General features: G+C 59.2%; 16 protein-coding genes. 10 read left to right on the top strand and 6 right to left on the bottom strand.

Translation table 11 applies throughout. The annotated features are described in order from the left end of the window. Positions 1-71: 71 nt before the first annotated feature. Complete coding sequence (locus PQQ95_RS17990) at positions 72-1,421, bottom strand: replication initiation protein (protein WP_172172610.1); 1,350 nt, start codon at positions 1,419-1,421, stop codon at positions 72-74. 2,004 nt (positions 1,422-3,425) lie between these two features. Between PQQ95_RS17990 and PQQ95_RS17995 the strand changes: the two genes are divergently transcribed. Beyond that, positions 3,426-4,631 carry a DNA-binding protein gene (locus PQQ95_RS17995; protein ID WP_408438796.1) on the top strand — a complete coding sequence of 402 codons (1,206 nt, stop codon included), beginning with the start codon at positions 3,426-3,428 and terminating at the stop codon, positions 4,629-4,631. 74 nt (positions 4,632-4,705) lie between these two features. Here the strand turns inward: PQQ95_RS17995 and PQQ95_RS18000 are convergent, their stop codons facing one another. The 3 genes from PQQ95_RS18000 to PQQ95_RS18010 form a co-directional block, all read right to left on the bottom strand. Continuing rightward, positions 4,706-5,788, bottom strand: coding sequence for a tyrosine-type recombinase/integrase (locus PQQ95_RS18000; protein WP_408438798.1), 1,083 nt, complete (start codon positions 5,786-5,788; stop codon positions 4,706-4,708). Positions 5,789-5,851: 63 nt separating this feature from the next. Then, the gene (locus PQQ95_RS18005; protein ID WP_408438799.1) at positions 5,852-6,250 is read right to left on the bottom strand and encodes a DUF2471 family protein; all 399 of its coding nucleotides are present in this window, start codon (positions 6,248-6,250) and stop codon (positions 5,852-5,854) included. Between the two features lie 114 nt (positions 6,251-6,364). Continuing rightward, the gene (locus tag PQQ95_RS18010; RefSeq protein WP_408438800.1) at positions 6,365-6,991 is read right to left on the bottom strand and encodes a helix-turn-helix domain-containing protein; all 627 of its coding nucleotides are present in this window, start codon (positions 6,989-6,991) and stop codon (positions 6,365-6,367) included. A gap of 169 nt (positions 6,992-7,160) precedes the next feature. Here PQQ95_RS18010 and PQQ95_RS18015 point away from each other — a divergent pair, with 169 nt between their 5' ends. Together PQQ95_RS18015 and tdh are read left to right on the top strand one after the other, a co-directional pair. Then, complete coding sequence (locus PQQ95_RS18015; protein WP_408438802.1) at positions 7,161-8,360, top strand: glycine C-acetyltransferase; 1,200 nt, start codon at positions 7,161-7,163, stop codon at positions 8,358-8,360. A 13-nt stretch (positions 8,361-8,373) separates the two neighbouring features. Continuing rightward, positions 8,374-9,405, top strand: coding sequence for an L-threonine 3-dehydrogenase (gene tdh / locus PQQ95_RS18020; protein ID WP_154566436.1), 1,032 nt, complete (start codon positions 8,374-8,376; stop codon positions 9,403-9,405). Positions 9,406-9,456: 51 nt separating this feature from the next. On the opposite strand, the gene PQQ95_RS18025 is transcribed toward tdh, so the two are convergent. Further along, the gene (locus PQQ95_RS18025; RefSeq protein ID WP_408438804.1) at positions 9,457-10,107 is read right to left on the bottom strand and encodes a YceI family protein; all 651 of its coding nucleotides are present in this window, start codon (positions 10,105-10,107) and stop codon (positions 9,457-9,459) included. Positions 10,108-10,216: 109 nt separating this feature from the next. On the opposite strand from PQQ95_RS18025, the gene PQQ95_RS18030 reads away from it, so the two are divergent. The 7 genes from PQQ95_RS18030 to PQQ95_RS18060 all read left to right on the top strand — a co-directional run bounded on the left by PQQ95_RS18030 (position 10,217) and on the right by PQQ95_RS18060 (position 16,074). Beyond that, the gene (locus PQQ95_RS18030; RefSeq protein WP_408438806.1) at positions 10,217-10,912 is read left to right on the top strand and encodes a TetR/AcrR family transcriptional regulator; all 696 of its coding nucleotides are present in this window, start codon (positions 10,217-10,219) and stop codon (positions 10,910-10,912) included. Between the two features lie 13 nt (positions 10,913-10,925). Further along, on the top strand, positions 10,926-11,405 hold the full coding sequence (locus tag PQQ95_RS18035; protein WP_408438808.1) for a nuclear transport factor 2 family protein: 480 nt from the start codon (positions 10,926-10,928) through the stop codon (positions 11,403-11,405). A gap of 221 nt (positions 11,406-11,626) precedes the next feature. After that, on the top strand, positions 11,627-12,145 hold the full coding sequence (locus PQQ95_RS18040; protein ID WP_408438810.1) for a hypothetical protein: 519 nt from the start codon (positions 11,627-11,629) through the stop codon (positions 12,143-12,145). Between the two features lie 404 nt (positions 12,146-12,549). Continuing rightward, positions 12,550-13,095, top strand: a complete 546-nt coding sequence (locus PQQ95_RS18045) for a TetR/AcrR family transcriptional regulator (RefSeq protein WP_408438811.1) — start codon at positions 12,550-12,552, stop codon at positions 13,093-13,095. Between the two features lie 15 nt (positions 13,096-13,110). Next, positions 13,111-13,950: an SDR family oxidoreductase gene (locus tag PQQ95_RS18050; protein ID WP_408438813.1), complete on the top strand. Its 840-nt coding sequence runs from the start codon at positions 13,111-13,113 to the stop codon at positions 13,948-13,950. A 64-nt stretch (positions 13,951-14,014) separates the two neighbouring features. Then, positions 14,015-14,674: a response regulator transcription factor gene (locus PQQ95_RS18055; RefSeq protein ID WP_408438814.1), complete on the top strand. Its 660-nt coding sequence runs from the start codon at positions 14,015-14,017 to the stop codon at positions 14,672-14,674. 77 nt (positions 14,675-14,751) lie between these two features. Further along, positions 14,752-16,074 carry an MFS transporter gene (locus PQQ95_RS18060; RefSeq protein WP_408438816.1) on the top strand — a complete coding sequence of 441 codons (1,323 nt, stop codon included), beginning with the start codon at positions 14,752-14,754 and terminating at the stop codon, positions 16,072-16,074. Between the two features lie 62 nt (positions 16,075-16,136). On the opposite strand, the gene PQQ95_RS18065 is transcribed toward PQQ95_RS18060, so the two are convergent. Next, entirely contained in the window at positions 16,137-17,234 is a 1,098-nt protein-coding gene (locus tag PQQ95_RS18065; protein ID WP_408438818.1) for a PAS domain-containing sensor histidine kinase, read from the bottom strand. Between the last annotated feature and the right edge of the window lie 247 nt (positions 17,235-17,481).

Consider the following 17,481-nt stretch of genomic DNA (forward strand, 5'->3'; position numbering starts at 1 on the left):
AGCATCGGTAGGAAAAAAAACGGCGGCACACAAAAGTGTGCCGCCGTTTTTCTTGATGTGATCTTGATGAATTACGCCGCGCGCGATTGGCTCAACGTGAAGGCGAGCAGATCGCCATCGGTGGGTTCGCCCCACGTTTTACGAGCCAGCCAATCGAAGAACGCCGTTTCAACGATCTTCGAATCCAGCCCACGACGGCGCCAGTCGTCGCGCATGTGCGTGCCGAGATCCGGCAACTCATCTTCCTCAAACGATTTCCGCGCGATCTCCCGTTCGGACTCACCTTGCTCGTCGTAGAGCTCACGCGCTTCCTTGCGGCGAACCGCCGAGTACTCACCAAGCAGACGCGCTTTCAGGTCATCCGCCGGCGCAGCGACCGCGGCTTTGCCACCGCTACCGGAGGGCAGCGCCTCGACCGGCGGCGCATAGCCTTTCTTCAACGCGTCCTTGAACAGAGCCGGTGCGCTGCGCACAGCGGGCAACGACGTGCTGCGCATGCGTTGCTCGGTCATCTGCAGAGCCGCGCGAATTCGGTTTTCTTCGCTATCGGCATATAGCGTTTGCGCTTCTTTCAACGGAATACCGATCTTCACCATCCGGTCGACCAACGTGCTGTCAAACACATTCGGGTGTTCGTCGAGTGCAAGCATGGGCTGCTTGCGCTCGGTCACGCGGAACTGGATCTCGGCGACACGGCGCCCTTCCCGGTGCTCGATCAATTCGACAAAGATATTGGTAACCGCATTCACCTCGGCGATGGCCGGGCGCAGGTAATCGCGCTTGAAGTACTTGTACTCGCGCTTCGCTTCGTCGCCCGCTTCAGTGTCGGGCGTACCGGAGAGGATGGGGCGCCACCATTCCCATGATTCGCGCATCGTCAGATGGCTCGGGTTGGTCAGGTAGCGAACGCAAATCTCGTAGAGTGCGAGACCCGCGCTACTGCGCAGCTGGCTCTGGAATTGCAGGCTCAGCCGTGCATACTGAACCGGATCAAGCAGCTTCTTCTTGATCTTCGGTGCAAACGAAAATTCCACCCACACGCGGCGGGTGGTGGGATCTTCAAGAATTTCCGCGTCGGCAATCAGCGTGGAAATACCCCATTTACGGCCCGGTTTCTGGCTGGACGTACCGGTGCTCCATTCGACCTGCACCGACACCATGCGCCGCAAATGCTCTTTCACGAGCGCCGTGTCGTTCGAATCGAATGCCGAATTGGCGACGATATCGGACAGCAAGGCACGATAAGTGTCGCCGGACTCGTCAGCCTGCTGGGCAACAGCGAGGAGAACGTTGAACAGCTTACGGGTGAGGAGCGTGATCTTGCCGCTCTTGGGCTGGATCGCAATCGCCTCAACGGCCTTGCGTAATTCGGCCGAGCTCGGGCTGACTACATCGGTCTTCTTCGCGCGCTTCGTGGCCATGCGTCTGGTCGAGGAGGGATTTGGCGAGAGCATACCGGCTGTGGTGATACGCGTCTATAGCATGCGTCTCACCGTTCCCGGTGAAGTGAGTTTACGAGGCGCAACTCACCTCGAGCAACTCCCGAAAACCCTCACCTCATCCGTTTCACGCCAGGTTCGGGGCATCCTTACAGGTCGCGGCCTTCCGAAAAGTCGACCGATTTCTGACCTGCCGCGAACGGGAGTCATTTGATCCCGAATCTTCTCACCTCAAAAAATTTTCGTGAATTTTGGCCGTACGCACGGTGCGAGCGGAGCGCACGAGCACTCAGTTGGTGGCGCGAGCGCGCTTCGGCCAATTTCAGCGGATAGGGGAGGGGACCAGGGGAAAACTTGTGGCAACCGCAGTCGACTTCATCACCGGCGCAGCAAGCGCGCCGAGCCGCCCCTAGCCAGACGGGCGTTGCCACGAAGCTCACCGGCATGCAACCACGCGTCGATTGCGGTCCCAAAGCCTTCGCCGCACAGAAGCGCACAGTAATCGCCGTATATGCATTTGAGCAAAGGCCACCGAACCTGGCAGCGGAACACCTCAAGCAGAACACCTCATTCACTCGAGAGCGAAATCGGAGTCGCGGCAACCTTCCCCGAAAAAGCTCACCTTAACGCCAGCTGAACGCTCGGAACGACGCGGCCTCCAGACCTGGGGCGCTGAAAAAACACCGAAAAATACCCCCGAAAAGCCTCACCTATAGGTCCATAGACGGCTTGCGCAGGCTATGAAAAAGTCCTCCTGAAAAACCTCACCTTTGCGCAGCGCAAAAAAATTATTCAATGATTTCATTGAGTTACCGGGTAACCATTAGCTAAGCCACAGCCACGACCTCCCGTATATCCTCACCTTTAACGGCTTTTCGGTGAAATCTGACGTTTCCGGCCGCAACCCAAGAGGCCCCGAAAAACCTCACCTTAGAATTTCAATGCCCGCGAAACCGGAACGGCTCCGACAACGTCCGTAGGGCTTTTCCGCCCTGTTGTGGCGATTTTGGTCCTGTATTTCCTCACCTTAGCGATCACAAGCGTCCAAAAAGGCTCCCGAAAAATCTCACCTTTGGTCCAAAACACGCATTTCGGCAAGCCGGCTCACGCCTCGATCCACGCCTCCCGAATTCGCTCACCTTTCCACAAGGATGACCAAGGACCCCTATTGATGCAACAGATCGAATTTCGGCCAGAATCCAATTCAACTCCCGAAAACACTCACCTTTGGGCCCGGAATGCACAAAATTGAGGCAAAAAAGGCACCTCGGCCCCGGAAAGTCTCACCTTCGGTTCGCGTTTTCTCCCGTCTTGACTCACCAATGGGGTTAACGAGGCCCAAATAAGGTCAAAATCCAGGGTCCGCAGTGGTCCCGAAAGCGCTCACCTTCGGGCCAATCGGGCTCCGCGCCCACTTTTGAGCGCCGCCGGGCGATCCCGGACGCTCAGGTCCCGCAAAATCTCACCTTTGGGCAAATCGCACTTTGGGAGTAGCTCCCGAACCCGCTCACGTTCTGTCCCGGACCCGCTCACCGAGGCCCCCGAACCTCATCACTCAACACTCCCGCAAGACCTCACCACCACTCCCGTAAAGCTTCACCTTGTCGGGCTGGAACCCCTGCCAGATAAGGGTTTGCCATGGCGTTAACGTTTTTAACATGGGTTCAAAGGTGTTTACTTTTATTACTCTCTAGACTTTCCCCGCGTGTCCTTCGGACAAGACCTTTCCACCCACACCGCTCCCATCACACGTTCGTGAAACAGTGAGCGATCAGAAAGAAACTACTGAAATTCCTTTAATAACAATAGTTTATTGGCTAATCTTAGTTTTGTTTCACGGAAACCCGCTGCTGGCACCGATCTCCTGAAGCATCGTTCGCCCCAAAACACTGCACCTGACCCAACAACACCCGCCACAAACAAATACGTAGCAAACAATACGTAAATTGTTATGATTCATCCAATTCGAGCGACATCGAGGTATACATGAATCTGGATCAGGAACGGCAAGCCATTCGCGACGAGCTTGAATCGTTGAGGGCTAGCGGGGCAAGGCGGCAAGAATTGTCACTCCATGCGTGCAAGCGACTTTTCTTCGATTTGGGAATTCGTCCGTCCATGGCCGCCGTTCGCGACCTGACCCAAACAGGCAGCGCAAGCGATATCCCGAAGGACATCGACCACTTCTGGGAACGCATCCGAACGGTGTCACGCGTGAAAGTTGGAGCGGGAGCTATTCCAAAAGCCCTGGAAGATCGGGCCGGCGAACTGTTGGGCGTCCTGTTTGAGGAAGCCGTCGTGCATGCCCGTTCGACCCTCGACGGTGAACGTGAGGAGATTCGAGCCCAGGTCATCGCAGCCGACCAACGCGCGCGAGAAGCAGAAATTCGCTGTGACGTATCGGAAGAAGCGATCAAGCGGAGCGAACTCAGGGCCGAAGCCGCATGGGAACGCGTTCGCGCGCTCGAGACCGAGCTATCCAGCGCCACGACACATGGAACAGCCCACCAGGAAGGCTTGCAAGCCACGGTGCGCCGACTCGACGGCGAAAACGAAGCGCTACGCCAACGCCTCGATACCGAGCAGGCGACTAATGCGGCACTCCGCGACCGGATCGATGCACTCCATGTCGAATTGCGCCAAAGCACCGAACACTATGCGCAACAGATCAAGGACGCCGTCGCCGAAGCTGAACGGCGTGTGAAGCCGATGCTGGTCGAGCTCGATTCTTTACGCAGCATGGCGGCGACCTACCAATCGGGAGTGCGTGACGCGAGCCGCAAGGAATTCGAATTTATCCAGCAACTCGCCACAGCCAAGGCGCGTGGTGACCGGCTCGACGCCCAACTGCGCGAGCAATCCAACGAAGTGGATGTTTTGACGAAAGAAGTTGCTGAGCTACGCAGCCAACAGGGAATCGATCCCGCGATCGCGAACCTGTTGTGTTCACTGGTCGAAGCGGGCAGGCTCACGGCCGACGAGCTGGCGGCGATCGGCACCGCGGCGGACGGCCATGTCACGTTGCCACTGCGCTGCCCAAAATGTGAGGAAGGTGAACCCGAGTTGTCGCAAGTGGATCACCGTTTCGAGTTGCAGTGTCCGGAATGCGATCACTCGTCAGGACCCGGCGGATCAAGGCTGGAAGCGGTCAGCCGGTTTTTGGCGAGCGGTTCGATTGCAGCGCCGGTATGACTGTCTCAATGCGGGCGTCATAGCGGATAAATCGCCAAAGGTGAGGAAATTCGGGACGCGAAGGGTGAGTATTTTCAGGGCTTGCCCGATCCCCCTTTTCTCGTCAAACGCCCGCCCTGCCTAGGTGGGGATAGTGGAGGCGCCGCTGGATCCGGGACATCGGCAACCGGCGAATCCTGTTGATCCGTCCACCTTTGCCACGCTCGATACAGACGGTTGGCAGACACTGCCTGTACAAATCCCAGCCATTGCCCGACCAGTTCCGCTTCAACCCCGCTCTCGAACAGATCTGCCGCGAAGGTATTGCGCAAAGTTTGCGGACTGGCACGCGAGGTTCGCGATGCGGCAATGCCTGCTGCGTCGATCAAGGCATCGACTGCGCGCAACATGGTTGCCTTGTGCATTGGGCGTCCTGAAGGTGACGCGGGAAAGACCAGATTGCCGGCCAGTTCGGAAAGCCGCCGTTCGGCAAGCCATGCGTCAAGAATGGCGGCCGCGAAGGACGCGAGCCGCGTACGCCGCGTCAGCATTGGATTCGCGGACTCGATCGTCACCCACGGCGAGCCGACATTCACGCAACTAACTGTAAGCGCAGCAGCCTCGCCGGTCTTAATGCCGCCGCCGAGAAACACGGCGATCAATGCCCGGTCGCGGCGCTCCCTCCAGCGCTGCGCGACAGATAAGGCCGGTAAGGGCGAAAACAGAAGGGCAATGAGCGCGGCGCGTTCGGCATGGTTGAGGAATCCGGTCGGCTCGTTATCGCGTGCGTTCCGCCATGCTGCTTCGCCATCCTGAGCAATGAAACGTGCAGGATTGGTCGATGCGGATTCGATTTCTCGCACGTGGTCCAGCACTTGTTCGATGAGCCGCAAATACCGGACACGTTGTGGTTTTCGGATCGCGAGGCCGCCCACGAATTCAGCGATGGTTTGCGTATCGACCGTGACCAGACTCTTCTGGCGAACTGCAAGCCAGTCGAGGAAAAGTCCCCACTGCGCTTGATAGACTTCAGCGGAAGAGCGCCTGAAATGTTGTTTGGCAAGCCACGCGTCGAAAGCGATTTGCGGATCGCGGCGCCAGTCTTCGCGTTCCCGATCGAAGAGATCGGTCGAGGGTGCCGGGCGCGGGACCGGGTCGGACAGATGAGGAGGTGACATGAGCTATCTTTCCGTTAGTTGCGCATATTGTAGGTGGCAACCGACGAAAGTACAGCACCTAAGTCAGTCGCCCCACGCCCGTGCGTGCTTTATCGGCGCGCCTTTAGACGCGGGTTGCGCGGCGCGGCGTGCCGCCTCTTCATAGGCCGAGACGGCGAACGCAAACACGGCCGGCAATGCGGTGGATGTGCCGAAGTCCACCGCCTCGTCCGTTTCCGGATAGGGCAACTCGGACGGGCGTTGGAACAGGCCAAGCATGATCGCGTCGTGCCGACTGGCAAACCCGAGATCCGCCAATGCTTCGGCTTCGATTGCATGGAGCAGGCGCCACGAGAGCGGCACCTGCTGGACGATGTAGCGCGCGGCGATGTTGCGCACAATGTGTTCAAGATCGCGCGCCGCGGTTTGATAGCGCAACGCGGCCAGAGCATGCTCGGCTTGGTCGGTGGTCAGGTCGTTCATTATCGGCTCCAGTCGATACCCTGTACTGTACAAATATACAGTGTCTCGTGCAACCTTAGCCGAACGACCCATCCAGCCCATTTCCGCCAACAGCCAGCAATGGTGCGGCGCCCCTCAGCCGTGAATCACCACCAGCAGCGCTTTCGCCTCGCTCTTGCCGGCGTTGCGGATCGCGTGCGGCTCGTCGGCGACATAGCGCGCGGTGTCCGCGGCCTTGAGCCGTTTCGTTGCGCCCGCGGCTTCGATCTCGATCGATCCCTGCAGCACCGTCAGGTGCTCACGCGTGCCGGGTTCGTGCGCGTTCGACACCAGCGCCCCGCCCGGCTGCAGCGTCAACTCGTACCACTCGAACTTGCCGGCCAATTCGATCGGCCCCCAGACGCGCAACTGATACTTGGCCTCATGCCCACTCAAAGTCGGGATGTCGTGCGGGCCGGAGACAGCAATCGCCTCCGGCGCCTTCTGCGGCGCGAACAGTGAATCGAGATTGACGCCGAGCGCGTTCGTCAGACGCCAGGCGACCGCGATCGTTGGATTGGCCTTGTCGCGTTCGATTTCCGAGAGCATCGATTTCGACACACCGGCCGCGCGCGACAGATCGTCGAGCGTCATGCGCCGTTCGGCGCGCAGGCGCTGAATCTGCTCGCCGACGCGAGGCGGTGCAGCGATCGCCGGAATCGGATTCGCGCCTGAAGGGGGGGCCGCGGTGGCTGCTGCGCGGCGGATTCCCGAACTTGCCATTTACTGACCTATCGTTTAGAGTTGTTCGACATACCGGATTTTAGTTCGGAAAAACGAAAATATCCGATAAAACTGACAGCCGACTATAACAGCCCGCCTCGAGGTCGAACATGCCGGAAATACCGGGCATGTCGCCGATGGGCGCACCACCCTTTCAGGAGTCTGGTTCATGCGTGACCTTTACCTCGCCCATCTGCGCGGCACTCTCGAGCAGATTCGCGCTGACGGTTTCTACAAGAACGAGCGCGTGATCGCCAGCCCGCAGTCGGCGGACGTGCGTCTCGCGAACGGTACGGACGTGCTGAATTTCTGCGCGAACAACTATCTCGGTCTCGCCAACGACGAGCGGCTGATCGAAGCCGCCAAACTTGGTCTGGATAACGACGGTTTCGGGATGGCGTCGGTGCGTTTCATCTGTGGCACGCAAACCGTGCACAAGGACCTCGAAAAAGCGCTCGCCGCATTCCTGCAAACCGACGATTGCATTCTCTACTCCAGCTGTTTCGATGCGAACGGCGGTCTGTTCGAAACCCTGCTCGACGACAACGACGCCATCATCAGCGACGAACTGAATCACGCGAGCATCATCGACGGTGTGCGGCTTTCAAAGGCCAAGCGCTTTCGCTACAAGAACAATGACCTCGCCGATCTTGAAGCCAGGCTGAAAGAAGCCGACGCCGCCGGCGCACGCTTCAAACTGATCGCCACCGACGGCGTCTTCTCGATGGACGGCATCATCGCCGACCTCGCAGGCATTTGCGATCTCGCCGACCGCTACGGCGCGCTGGTGATGGTCGACGATTCGCACGCAGTCGGTTTCGTAGGCGAGCATGGGCGTGGTACGCCGGAACATTGCGGTGTGCTGTCGCGCGTCGACATCATTACCGGCACGCTCGGCAAAGCGCTGGGCGGCGCATCGGGCGGCTACGTTGCCGCGCGTCAGGAAGTGGTCGATCTGCTGCGTCAACGCTCACGCCCCTATCTGTTCTCAAACACGCTGACGCCGAGCATTGCCGCCGCCTCGCTGAAAGTACTCGAATTGCTCGCCAGCGACGAAGGTGCGCAGCTACGCGCGCGCGTACGTGAAAACGGCGCGCATTTCCGCCGTGCGATGAGCGCGCTCGGCTTCACGCTCGTGCCCGGCGAGCACCCGATCATTCCGGTCATGCTCGGCGACGCGCAACTCGCATCGAATATGGCCGACGCGTTGTTGAAGGAAGGCGTGTACGTGATCGGCTTCTCGTTCCCCGTCGTGCCCAAAGGCCGCGCGCGAATCCGCACGCAAATGAGCGCCGCGCACACGCCGGAACAAATCGATCGAGCTGTCGATGCATTTGCGCGCGTTGGCCGTCAACTCGGCATCATCTGAAACTGAGGCGCATATGAAAGCATTGGCAAAACTCGAACGCGCACCGGGTCTCACGTTGACGGATGTGAAGAAGCCCGAAGTCGGTCACAACGACGTGATGATCCGCATCACGCGCACCGCGATCTGCGGTACCGATATCCATATCTGGAAGTGGGACGACTGGGCGCAAAAGACGATTCCGGTGCCGATGCATGTCGGCCATGAATACGTCGGCGAAATCGTCGAAATGGGTCAGGAAGTGCGCGGCTTTGCGATCGGCGATCGCGTGTCGGGCGAAGGGCATATCACTTGCGGCTTCTGTCGCAACTGTCGTGCGGGACGCCGGCATCTGTGCCGCAATACGGTGGGCGTCGGCGTGAATCGCGAAGGTGCATTCGCCGAATACCTCGTGATTCCGGCCTTCAACGCATTCAAGATTCCGCCTGAAATCTCCGACGACCTCGCGGCGATTTTCGATCCGTTCGGCAATGCCACGCATACGGCGCTGTCGTTCAACCTGGTCGGCGAAGACGTGCTGATCACCGGCGCCGGACCGATCGGCATCATGGCGGTGGCGATTGCGAAACACGTTGGCGCACGCAATGTGGTGATTACCGATGTCAACGACTATCGCCTCGAACTCGCGCGCAAGATGGGCGCAACGCGGGCGGTGAACGTCTCGCGTGAATCGTTGCGTGACGTGATGGCCGATCTGCACATGGCCGAAGGTTTCGACGTCGGGCTCGAAATGTCCGGCGTGCCGAGCGCTTTCACGAGCATGCTCGAAGCGATGAACCACGGCGGCAAGATTGCGCTGCTCGGCATTCCGCCCGCGCAGACCGCAATCGACTGGACTCAGGTGATTTTCAAAGGCCTCGAAATCAAGGGCATTTATGGCCGCGAGATGTTCGAGACCTGGTACAAGATGGTCGCGATGTTGCAAAGCGGTTTGGACCTGTCGCCGATCCTCACGCACCATTTCAAGGTAGACGACTATCAGGAAGCGTTTGCCACGATGCTTTCAGGCGAGAGCGGCAAGGTGATTCTCGACTGGACCACTGCGTGAGTTGAAAACGCGCTGCGCTCGAGCGCAGCTGCTGAAACAAAACGCCCGCGCTTAACCGCCTGCGGGCGTTTTTTCGAACTCGGCTTGAACGCGCACATGAATATCGTCGCCGACAGCCGGATACCACGTCGCCAAACCGAATTTCGCGCGGCTGAAATGACCGTCCGCGGAAAAGCCGAGCGTGTCTTTTTTCGTGAGCGGATCGGGAGCGAAGCCATTGAAGGTTACGTCGAGCGTCACGGGTTGCGTAACGCCGTGTATCGTCAGATCGCCGGTCAACGTGCCGCGCGATTCGCCGGTGCGCTCAAAGTGCGTGCTGGTGAATCGCACTTCCGGATAGCGCGCGACGTCGAGCATGCTCTCGCTTTTTACCATCTTGTCGAGTAGCGGCACATTCGTATCGATGCTCGCGGCGTCGATTGTAATCGCCACGGTACTCTTGTCCATCCCGCCTTCGTTCCAGTCGAGTTGCCCCTGCTTGCGATCGAAGCGCATGGTAAAGCGCGAATACTTGAAGTGATCGATGTCGAAGGTAATGCTGCAATGATCCCGATCGAGGTCGTAGCGGCCGGCCGGCACGCGTGCTTCGTTCTGGCTGACGGTATGCGTGAGCACTTGCACGGGCGTGCAGGCCACCGAAGTCAACAACGTTGCGCTGAGCAGCGCACGCACCAGCGTTGCGCGGACAGGAGAGCGGCTCATGAGATTCATCCCGGTTGATCGACCGTCATCACAATAGCAGCAAGCGTACCTGGTCCGCTGAAGCGAACAAAAACTTGACGAAGGAGAATGATCGTTCTACCCTTCGTCCATGGCTGCTCAAACTCAAACCCAAACTGAATCGGCTGCATCAGGCAGCGCTCGTGAAAGGCTGCTTGATGCCGCGGAGGCGTTGATCTACGCCGGCGGCATCCATGCCACCGGTGTTGACGCGATCGTCAAGCAGTCCGGCACCGCGCGTAAAAGCTTTTACACGCACTTCGAATCGAAAGACGCGCTTGTCGCCGCTGCGTTGGAGCGGCGCGACGAACGCTGGATGAAATGGTTTATCGCGGGCACGCTGCAGCATGGCGAGACGGCGCGCAAACATCTGCTCGGCATGTTCGATGTGCTGCGCGAATGGTTTGCATCGGAGGATTTTCATGGTTGCGCGTTCCTGAACGCGGCCGGCGAAATCGCCTCCGCAGAGGATCCGATCCGGATCGTCGCGCGTGAACACAAGGAACGCCTGCTCGCGTTCGTGCGAACCCGGTGCGATGACTACGCGGCTGAATCGGGCATGGACGCGCGCCGCGCCGCGCGCTTGTCGCGCCAATGGCTGATCCTGCTCGACGGCGCTATCGCCGTGGCGCTGGTGAGCGGCGAGGCAGACGCCGCACTCGATGCACGAGCCGCCGCGGAAGCCTTGCTCGATACCGAGTCCGCAAGCGAATCGAACCCACTCGCGGGTCAATCCGCGCGTAAAGCCCCACGCAAACGACCGCCATCCCGGCGCACCGCAACCTGACTGAGGAACTACCATGGCCGACCCGATCGAAACCCGCCCGCCGCTACCGCCGTTTACACGTGAGACCGCGATCCAGAAAGTGCGCGCCGCGGAAGACGGCTGGAATACCCGCGATCCCGAACGCGTATCGCTCGCCTACACACCGGATAGCATCTGGCGCAACCGCGCCGAATTCACGCACGGCCGCGCGGAAATCGTCGGCCTGTTGCGCCGTAAATGGGCAAAGGAACTCGACTACCGTCTGATCAAGGAACTATGGGCGTTCACGGACAATCGCATCGCCGTGCGCTTTGCCTACGAATGGCACGACGACTCGAACAACTGGTTCCGTTCATACGGTAACGAGAATTGGGAGTTCGATGAGCACGGGCTGATGGCGCGCCGTCATGCCAGCATCAACGATCTGCCGATCCGCGAGGCCGACCGTCTTTATCATTGGCCGCTCGGGCGTCGCCCCGACGATCATCCGGGCCTGTCCGACCTCGGCCTTTAGACCTCTCCCAGAGATTGAGGTGGGCACCTGCGGGTGTTCACCGCTCTGCCATCGGTTCTCCGTTATCGTTGCATCTGCGCTGCGCGGCAGGTCCTGTGCCCGCGCGCCCGAGCGTGTCCTCCACATCGCCAGTGCGGGTTGAGGTACAGTGCGCGACGGACGGCAAGCAAAAATACCTAGAACATGGATGACACCGACGCTCGATCGGTGGCGGAGAACATATGCATTTTCGGCTGATCAAGAAGAACATTCGGCGTACCGCCGTGGCGCTTGTCGCGAGTCTGGCCGCAGCGTCCGCTGCGCACGCGGGCAATTGGTGCGACGGCGGCGTATGGGTCGATGCGATGCTCGGCTCGTATCACATCAACCCCGACCCCAACACGCATTTCGAGCAGTTCAATCCCGGCCTCGGTGTCGAATGCTGGCTCAACAACCAATGGGCAGTGACTGCCGGCGGCTTTCGCAACTCACTGCGGCGTCCTTCTTATTATGGCGGGGGTGTCTGGGCGCCCGAGTTCGCGCACTGGGGCATCGTGCGGATTGCGGCGATCGGCGGGATCATCTCGGGCTATAACTACGGCAACTGGGGCTTGGGCCGCAACCATACGATCGGACCCGTGGTCGCGCCGATTGTGATGGTCGACTACAAGCGTGTCGGGGCTAACTTCATTGTGATTCCGCCGATCCCCTCGGATGATCTTCCGTTCACGATCGGGTTTCAGTTGAAGGTGAAGTTTTAAGTAAGCGTAGCGGGGCAATAAAGTTGCGACTTTTGGAAAACCGCCTGAATAAGGTGAGGTTTTTCGGGAGCTGAGGCCTACGGTTTGAAAGAGAGGCCTCTGAGCCGATTCATTCGGTTGCTTCAGCTCCTGGAACTCCTCACCATCCTGAATAAACTCACCTTCAAGACGACTGAACGATTTTTGGTACGTCAGGCGTGAGCGCTCGGCCATTGCCTACAGCAACGCATTTGCGCTGCCATCTGAGGCGAATGCGCCTGGAACCTTCAGCATGGATCTACTCATCGAGATACGGCAGAATGCGCGCCGCAAACGCCAATTTGGACTGATCGTTCAAGATGTGATACGATAAATCCATGGTTAGGAAAAAATCATTTGATCGTGGCGAAGCCCTGGCTGCAGCAATGCAAGTTTTCTGGGAGCATGGCTATGAGCCGACTTCGACGGACATGCTTACTGAAGCGATGGGCATCGGACGCCAGAGTCTGTATGACACTTTCGGCGACAAGCGAAAGCTCTATCTCGAAGCGCTGAGTCTGTACAGCGCGCAGAGCGTTTCGCAACTGATTGCACAGTTTCGCGCGGAGGCGTCGTCATTGCAGGCACTGCGTGCGCTCCTTTCGTCCCCTGCCCGTTTGCCCCCTGACCGGCGAAAGCTCGGCTGCATGGGGGTCAACGCAATCGGTGAATTCGGGCAAAGCGCGGATGACGTATTGCAAGCAATGGGTCACAGTGGGTCGGTGCTGGATCTTGTGCTGGAGAACCTCGTGCGTGAAGGCATTTCTGCAGGCGAAATATCCACAGGTATCAAACCGGAGTCGGCTGTTCGGTTTCTGCTCAGCGTGCGATCAGGATTAATGATCGCGGCACGGGGAGGCGCAACGCCGGAGCATCTGCAGGAGGCGGCCGAAGTCGCCTTGAACGCGCTGCGCGCGAATGTGAGTGGCTGACAGGGTATATTGCGAATGACTCAAACCAGATCGAACGTTCCAAATAAAGAGCAGCGTCGCGTGGCCTTCATCACTGGGGCGTCAGGGGGTGTCGGCAAGGCGACCGTCGAGCACTTCCGATCACAAGGTTGGGCAGTTGCAGCCACGTCACGTGATCCGCGAACTCTGCGCCCGCAGCAAGGCGACAATGATTTCCTCGGCATTCGTCTCGATCTTTCGGACCATGCATCGGTGAACGCCGCAGTCGCAGAGGCGGAGGAACGGTTCGGACATATCGATGTGCTGGTGAACAACGCGGGAACCGGGCTCGCAGGACCACTGGAAGCGATGGCGATCGCAACATTGAAAGAGCACTTCGAGACAAACGTGCTGGGTTCAACGGTAGTCACGAAGGCGGTGCTGCCGGGAATGAGGCGGAGACGCAAAGGAACCATTGTCAACGTTACCTCCATTGCCGGCCGGCTGGGTTTGCCGTTTATGGCACCTTACGCGGCAGCGAAGTTCGCTCTGGAAGGTTTAACCGAGGCAATGCGTTACGAATTGATGCCCTTCGACATCAAAGTCAGACTGGTTGAGCCTTCCGGCATCAGGACCGGGTTTGAGCATACGTGGATGACAGACGCGCCCTATGAGCGCGAGGTATCCACTATTCGCCGGCGCATGTCCGTGAGTGCCGCCAAATCCTTGTTGCCGGAAAAGGTAGCAGATGTTATTTATCAGGCATCGGTCAGCACCGGTTCGAGGTTGCGATTTCCCACCAGCGATACGGCGGCGTTGCTACTGCTCAGATCGTTACTGCCGGATTCGATAGTTCAGCGATTACTTCGCTCGGCGTTCCTGAAAGAGGGGCGGTAGCCGAATAACAGGAACAGGCGGGGTGCCGGCGTGCATGTTTGCGGCGGAACTTGGATTACCTTAAATGATAACTCGAGCGAGAGAAGAGGAGTCCGCCCCCATCGTCTACGTGGTCGACGACGACGCCGCGGTGCGCACATCTCTTGACACGCTACTTCGATCGGTCGGCTGGCAGGTGCATACCTTTGCCAGTACCGCGGAATTCCGCGCAAGCCATGCCGAAGACCTGCCCGGCTGTCTGCTGCTCGATGTCCGCCTGCGTGGCGAAAGCGGCCTTGTGTTCCAGCAACAGACCAACGGTCAGCCCCATGTGCCCATCATATTCATGACGGGCTTCGCAGACGTCGATATCTGCAAGCGCGCGATGAAGGGCGGAGCGGTCGATTTTCTGGTGAAGCCATTCGCCGACCAGGAAGTGATCGATGCCGTCAACGCGGCGTTGCTGCTTGACGAGAAGCGGCGCACAGCGGACAAGGCGCGCGGTGAATTGCACCGCGCCTATGAAACGCTGACCCGGCGTGAGCGCGAGGTGCTCTCCTATGTCGTTAGCGGCGTCTTGAACAAACAGATCGCGTGGGATCTCGGTCTGAGTGTCATCACTGTGAAACTGCATCGTGCGGCGGTGATGCGAAAGATGAACGCTTCGTCGCTAGCGGATCTGGTTCGCAAATCGGAAGTGCTTGGCGTGCCTGCTCGGCCCGCGGCTGAAACATCCGGCCATTGACGGAACATCGTTTATCGGATTGCTTGTATCGGCAATAGCCCTCGCTTTGCCCACCAAGATGCCCATCAGGAGACGGCATGGACGCGTACGTCGATAAGACCGACTCGCCGGCGGCGGCAGAACACCGTTCGTTGGGTGTGGAGCCGGGTCGTCGGGCGCCGCTGACAAACGCGAACATCTGCGCCCTCGTCGCAGCCAATACGCTCGAGTTCTTCGACTTCTTCGTCTACGCGACTTTCTCAGCCTATATCGGTCGCGCGTTCTTTCCGCATCTGGCGGGGCAAGGAAATCAGCTCCTTTCGCTCGCGGTGTTCGCCGCGGGATATCTGTCGCGGCCACTGGGGGGATTCGTCATTGGTCTCTACGCGGACCGGCGGGGGCGTAAGCCAGCAATGCTGCTGACGGGCTCGATCATCACGATCTGTACGTTGGGCATCGCCATTACGCCTTCCTATGCTTCCTTGGGGATCGCGTCTTCATTCATTGTTGTGGGCTGCCGGATCATGCAGGGTTTCGCGATCGGCGGTGAAATGGGGTCGTCCAGCGCGCTGCTGGTTGAATATGGCCCGGCAGGACGCACGGGCTTGTACGGTGGCTATCAGATGGCTGGGCAGGGCGCCGCATTGGTGTGCGCAGGTCTTTGTGGATTAGGGCTCGTCCATTTGCTTGAACCTGCCGATCTGGCCGCCTGGGGGTGGCGGATGCCATGGGTGCTCGGCGCCATCATGGTCCCTATTCAGATCTATCTGCGCCGTTCCATACGTGAATCAATTCCGGCGAATCCGGCAGGATTGGAAAATCATGACGCTGGCGGACGCGCATGGTGGTCCATGCCGACTCTGTTTGCCATCGCGCTGATTGTCGGTGGGACGGTGCCGACCTATGTTGTTATCTATGTGATCACCTACGGTGTGTCAGGGCCGCCGCCGACTGTGTCGGCATCGTTCATGACGACGTGCGTGGTAGGCGTCGTGACACTGGTTGCGTCGTTGCTGGGTGGCGCCCTGGCGGATCGCTTTGGCAAGAACACTTTGCTGGCTCTATGCCGTGTCGCGACCGCGCTGCTGGTCTACCCGGCTTTCGCAACGGTAGTTGCTCATAACACGCATGTAACTGCGATGGCGATGATCTCGCTGGTAGCGGGTGCGTCTGCGCTTGGCGGCGGCCCCACCATCGTCTTGATACTGCAAAAGTTCCCACGCATAGGGCGCGCAACGGGCTTGTCGGTGTCCTACGCGACGGGCGTCGCGCTGTTCGGCGGAACGGCTCCCCTTGTCGTTGCCTCCATGACGAAATGGACGGGCGATGCGTTGGCGAGTGCCTGGTATGTTGGTCTTGCCTCACTGGTGGCGTTAGCCGGACAAGCGGTTGCGCTGAAATGGCGAAACTACCCGCTCTGATCGCGTTGCTTGCGGTGCAGCAGCAAGGCCGGTTTTCGCCACAGGCCTGCGTATAAGGATCCTCAGTCGGACGGAAGCGCAACCGGTTGATTGGCCGGGAGCGCAAAGCGGAAGCAGGTGTGTTGGCCGGGCTGACTTTCCGCCCAGATGCGGCCGCCGTGGCGTTCGACAATGGACCGCGCGATGGTGAGACCCATGCCCATGCCGTCGGCCTTGGTGGTGAAGAATGGCTGGAAGAGCGATTGAAGCGTCTCGCTATTGATCCCGCAGCCGGAGTCTTGCACCGCGAAAACAGTCGCATCGGCACCATCGGCCTGAACGGATATCGAGAGTTTTCGACGGTCTGCCGGAACGGAATCGATTGCATGAATGCCGTTTACCAGCAGATTGACGAGTACCTGCTGGACCTGCAACGGGTCGGCGAAGACCTTGATGCCGGGTGTGACGTTCGTTTCGACCGAGATGCCCTCCGAGTTGGCTTTCGGCGAGATCAGAAAAAGCGCCGAGTCGACGGCTTCCACTGCATCGAACTGGACCGGTCGCTCAGGTACCTTACCCAGAAAGCCTCTCATTTTGCGGCATATCTCGGTGGCGTCTTTGGCCCAGCGGCTCGCATCGCGTATCGCCCGTACTGCTTCGGCGATCTCTGGCGTGTCCCTCTCCAGCCAGCGGAGTGCGGCGTCAGAAGACGTTCTGACGCCTGAAAGCGGCTGGCTGATCTCGTGAAGAATGGACGCCGCCAGTTCGCCGAACAGCGAAACGCGAGAAGAGCGCGCCATTTCCGCACGCAGTGCCTCCAGCCGGTCGCGATTTTCTTTCTGTTCCGTTACATCAAAGGCATAGAAGAAAAGGCGCCGATAGCCTTCCAGATCGTTCGGCAGAGAGCAGCGCCAGACAATCGGCACCTTGCGGCCAGAGAAGGTCACGAGCGTACGTTCTCCCTGGCAGGCCGTCCCTCGTTTGAACATGGCCCGGTAAACCGCGCTGTTGCTGTTGCGATTGGCCGGCAGCATGTCGCTCGCCTTCGCCATGAAGTGTTCCTTCGAATCCGCTTCGAACAGACGTACCGCAGCGTCGTTGGCATCCACGAAACGGTGCAGTTTGCGCAGTTCGCCAACTGCATCCGGATGTTCGTCGAAGTAGCGGTCGATGTCGGTCACACCGCTTTGTTCTAATGCGAGCAGCGCTTTGAATACCTGCGACCAGTCTTCAAGCAGGATGGGGATCGGCGCAGCGGCGAAGAGATTGACTTGCGTGGCGTCGGCGGACGCGGCGACATCGGCCTTGGGACCATGTGACAACTGTACGCGGTGCGTTGTACTCATGTGACTCGAAAGACAGTGTAATGGACCGGAATGGTGACACCGGGGCACTGCGACACGGACAGTTTTCGATGGTGGATACCAA

It is taken from the genome of Paraburkholderia caffeinilytica (assembly GCF_046030355.1).
GTDB lineage: Bacteria > Pseudomonadota > Gammaproteobacteria > Burkholderiales > Burkholderiaceae > Paraburkholderia > Paraburkholderia caffeinilytica_B.

Bases quoted from the DNA above. Each gene is read 5' to 3' on its own strand.
- PQQ95_RS17990 (WP_172172610.1), bottom strand. From the start codon at position 1,421: ATGGCCACGAAGCGCGCGAAGAAGACCGATGTAGTCAGCCCGAGCTCG.
- PQQ95_RS18030 (WP_408438806.1), top strand. From the start codon at position 10,217: ATGGCTGCTCAAACTCAAACCCAAACTGAATCGGCTGCATCAGGCAGC.
- PQQ95_RS18005 (WP_408438799.1), bottom strand. From the start codon at position 6,250: ATGAACGACCTGACCACCGACCAAGCCGAGCATGCTCTGGCCGCGTTG.
- PQQ95_RS18060 (WP_408438816.1), top strand. From the start codon at position 14,752: ATGGACGCGTACGTCGATAAGACCGACTCGCCGGCGGCGGCAGAACAC.
- PQQ95_RS18055 (WP_408438814.1), top strand. From the start codon at position 14,015: ATGATAACTCGAGCGAGAGAAGAGGAGTCCGCCCCCATCGTCTACGTG.
- PQQ95_RS18000 (WP_408438798.1), bottom strand. From the start codon at position 5,788: ATGTCACCTCCTCATCTGTCCGACCCGGTCCCGCGCCCGGCACCCTCG.
- PQQ95_RS17995 (WP_408438796.1), top strand. From the start codon at position 3,426: ATGAATCTGGATCAGGAACGGCAAGCCATTCGCGACGAGCTTGAATCG.
- PQQ95_RS18025 (WP_408438804.1), bottom strand. From the start codon at position 10,107: ATGAGCCGCTCTCCTGTCCGCGCAACGCTGGTGCGTGCGCTGCTCAGC.
- PQQ95_RS18015 (WP_408438802.1), top strand. From the start codon at position 7,161: ATGCGTGACCTTTACCTCGCCCATCTGCGCGGCACTCTCGAGCAGATT.
- PQQ95_RS18010 (WP_408438800.1), bottom strand. From the start codon at position 6,991: ATGGCAAGTTCGGGAATCCGCCGCGCAGCAGCCACCGCGGCCCCCCCT.
- PQQ95_RS18045 (WP_408438811.1), top strand. From the start codon at position 12,550: ATGCAAGTTTTCTGGGAGCATGGCTATGAGCCGACTTCGACGGACATG.
- PQQ95_RS18035 (WP_408438808.1), top strand. From the start codon at position 10,926: ATGGCCGACCCGATCGAAACCCGCCCGCCGCTACCGCCGTTTACACGT.
- PQQ95_RS18040 (WP_408438810.1), top strand. From the start codon at position 11,627: ATGCATTTTCGGCTGATCAAGAAGAACATTCGGCGTACCGCCGTGGCG.
- PQQ95_RS18050 (WP_408438813.1), top strand. From the start codon at position 13,111: ATGACTCAAACCAGATCGAACGTTCCAAATAAAGAGCAGCGTCGCGTG.
- tdh (WP_154566436.1), top strand. From the start codon at position 8,374: ATGAAAGCATTGGCAAAACTCGAACGCGCACCGGGTCTCACGTTGACG.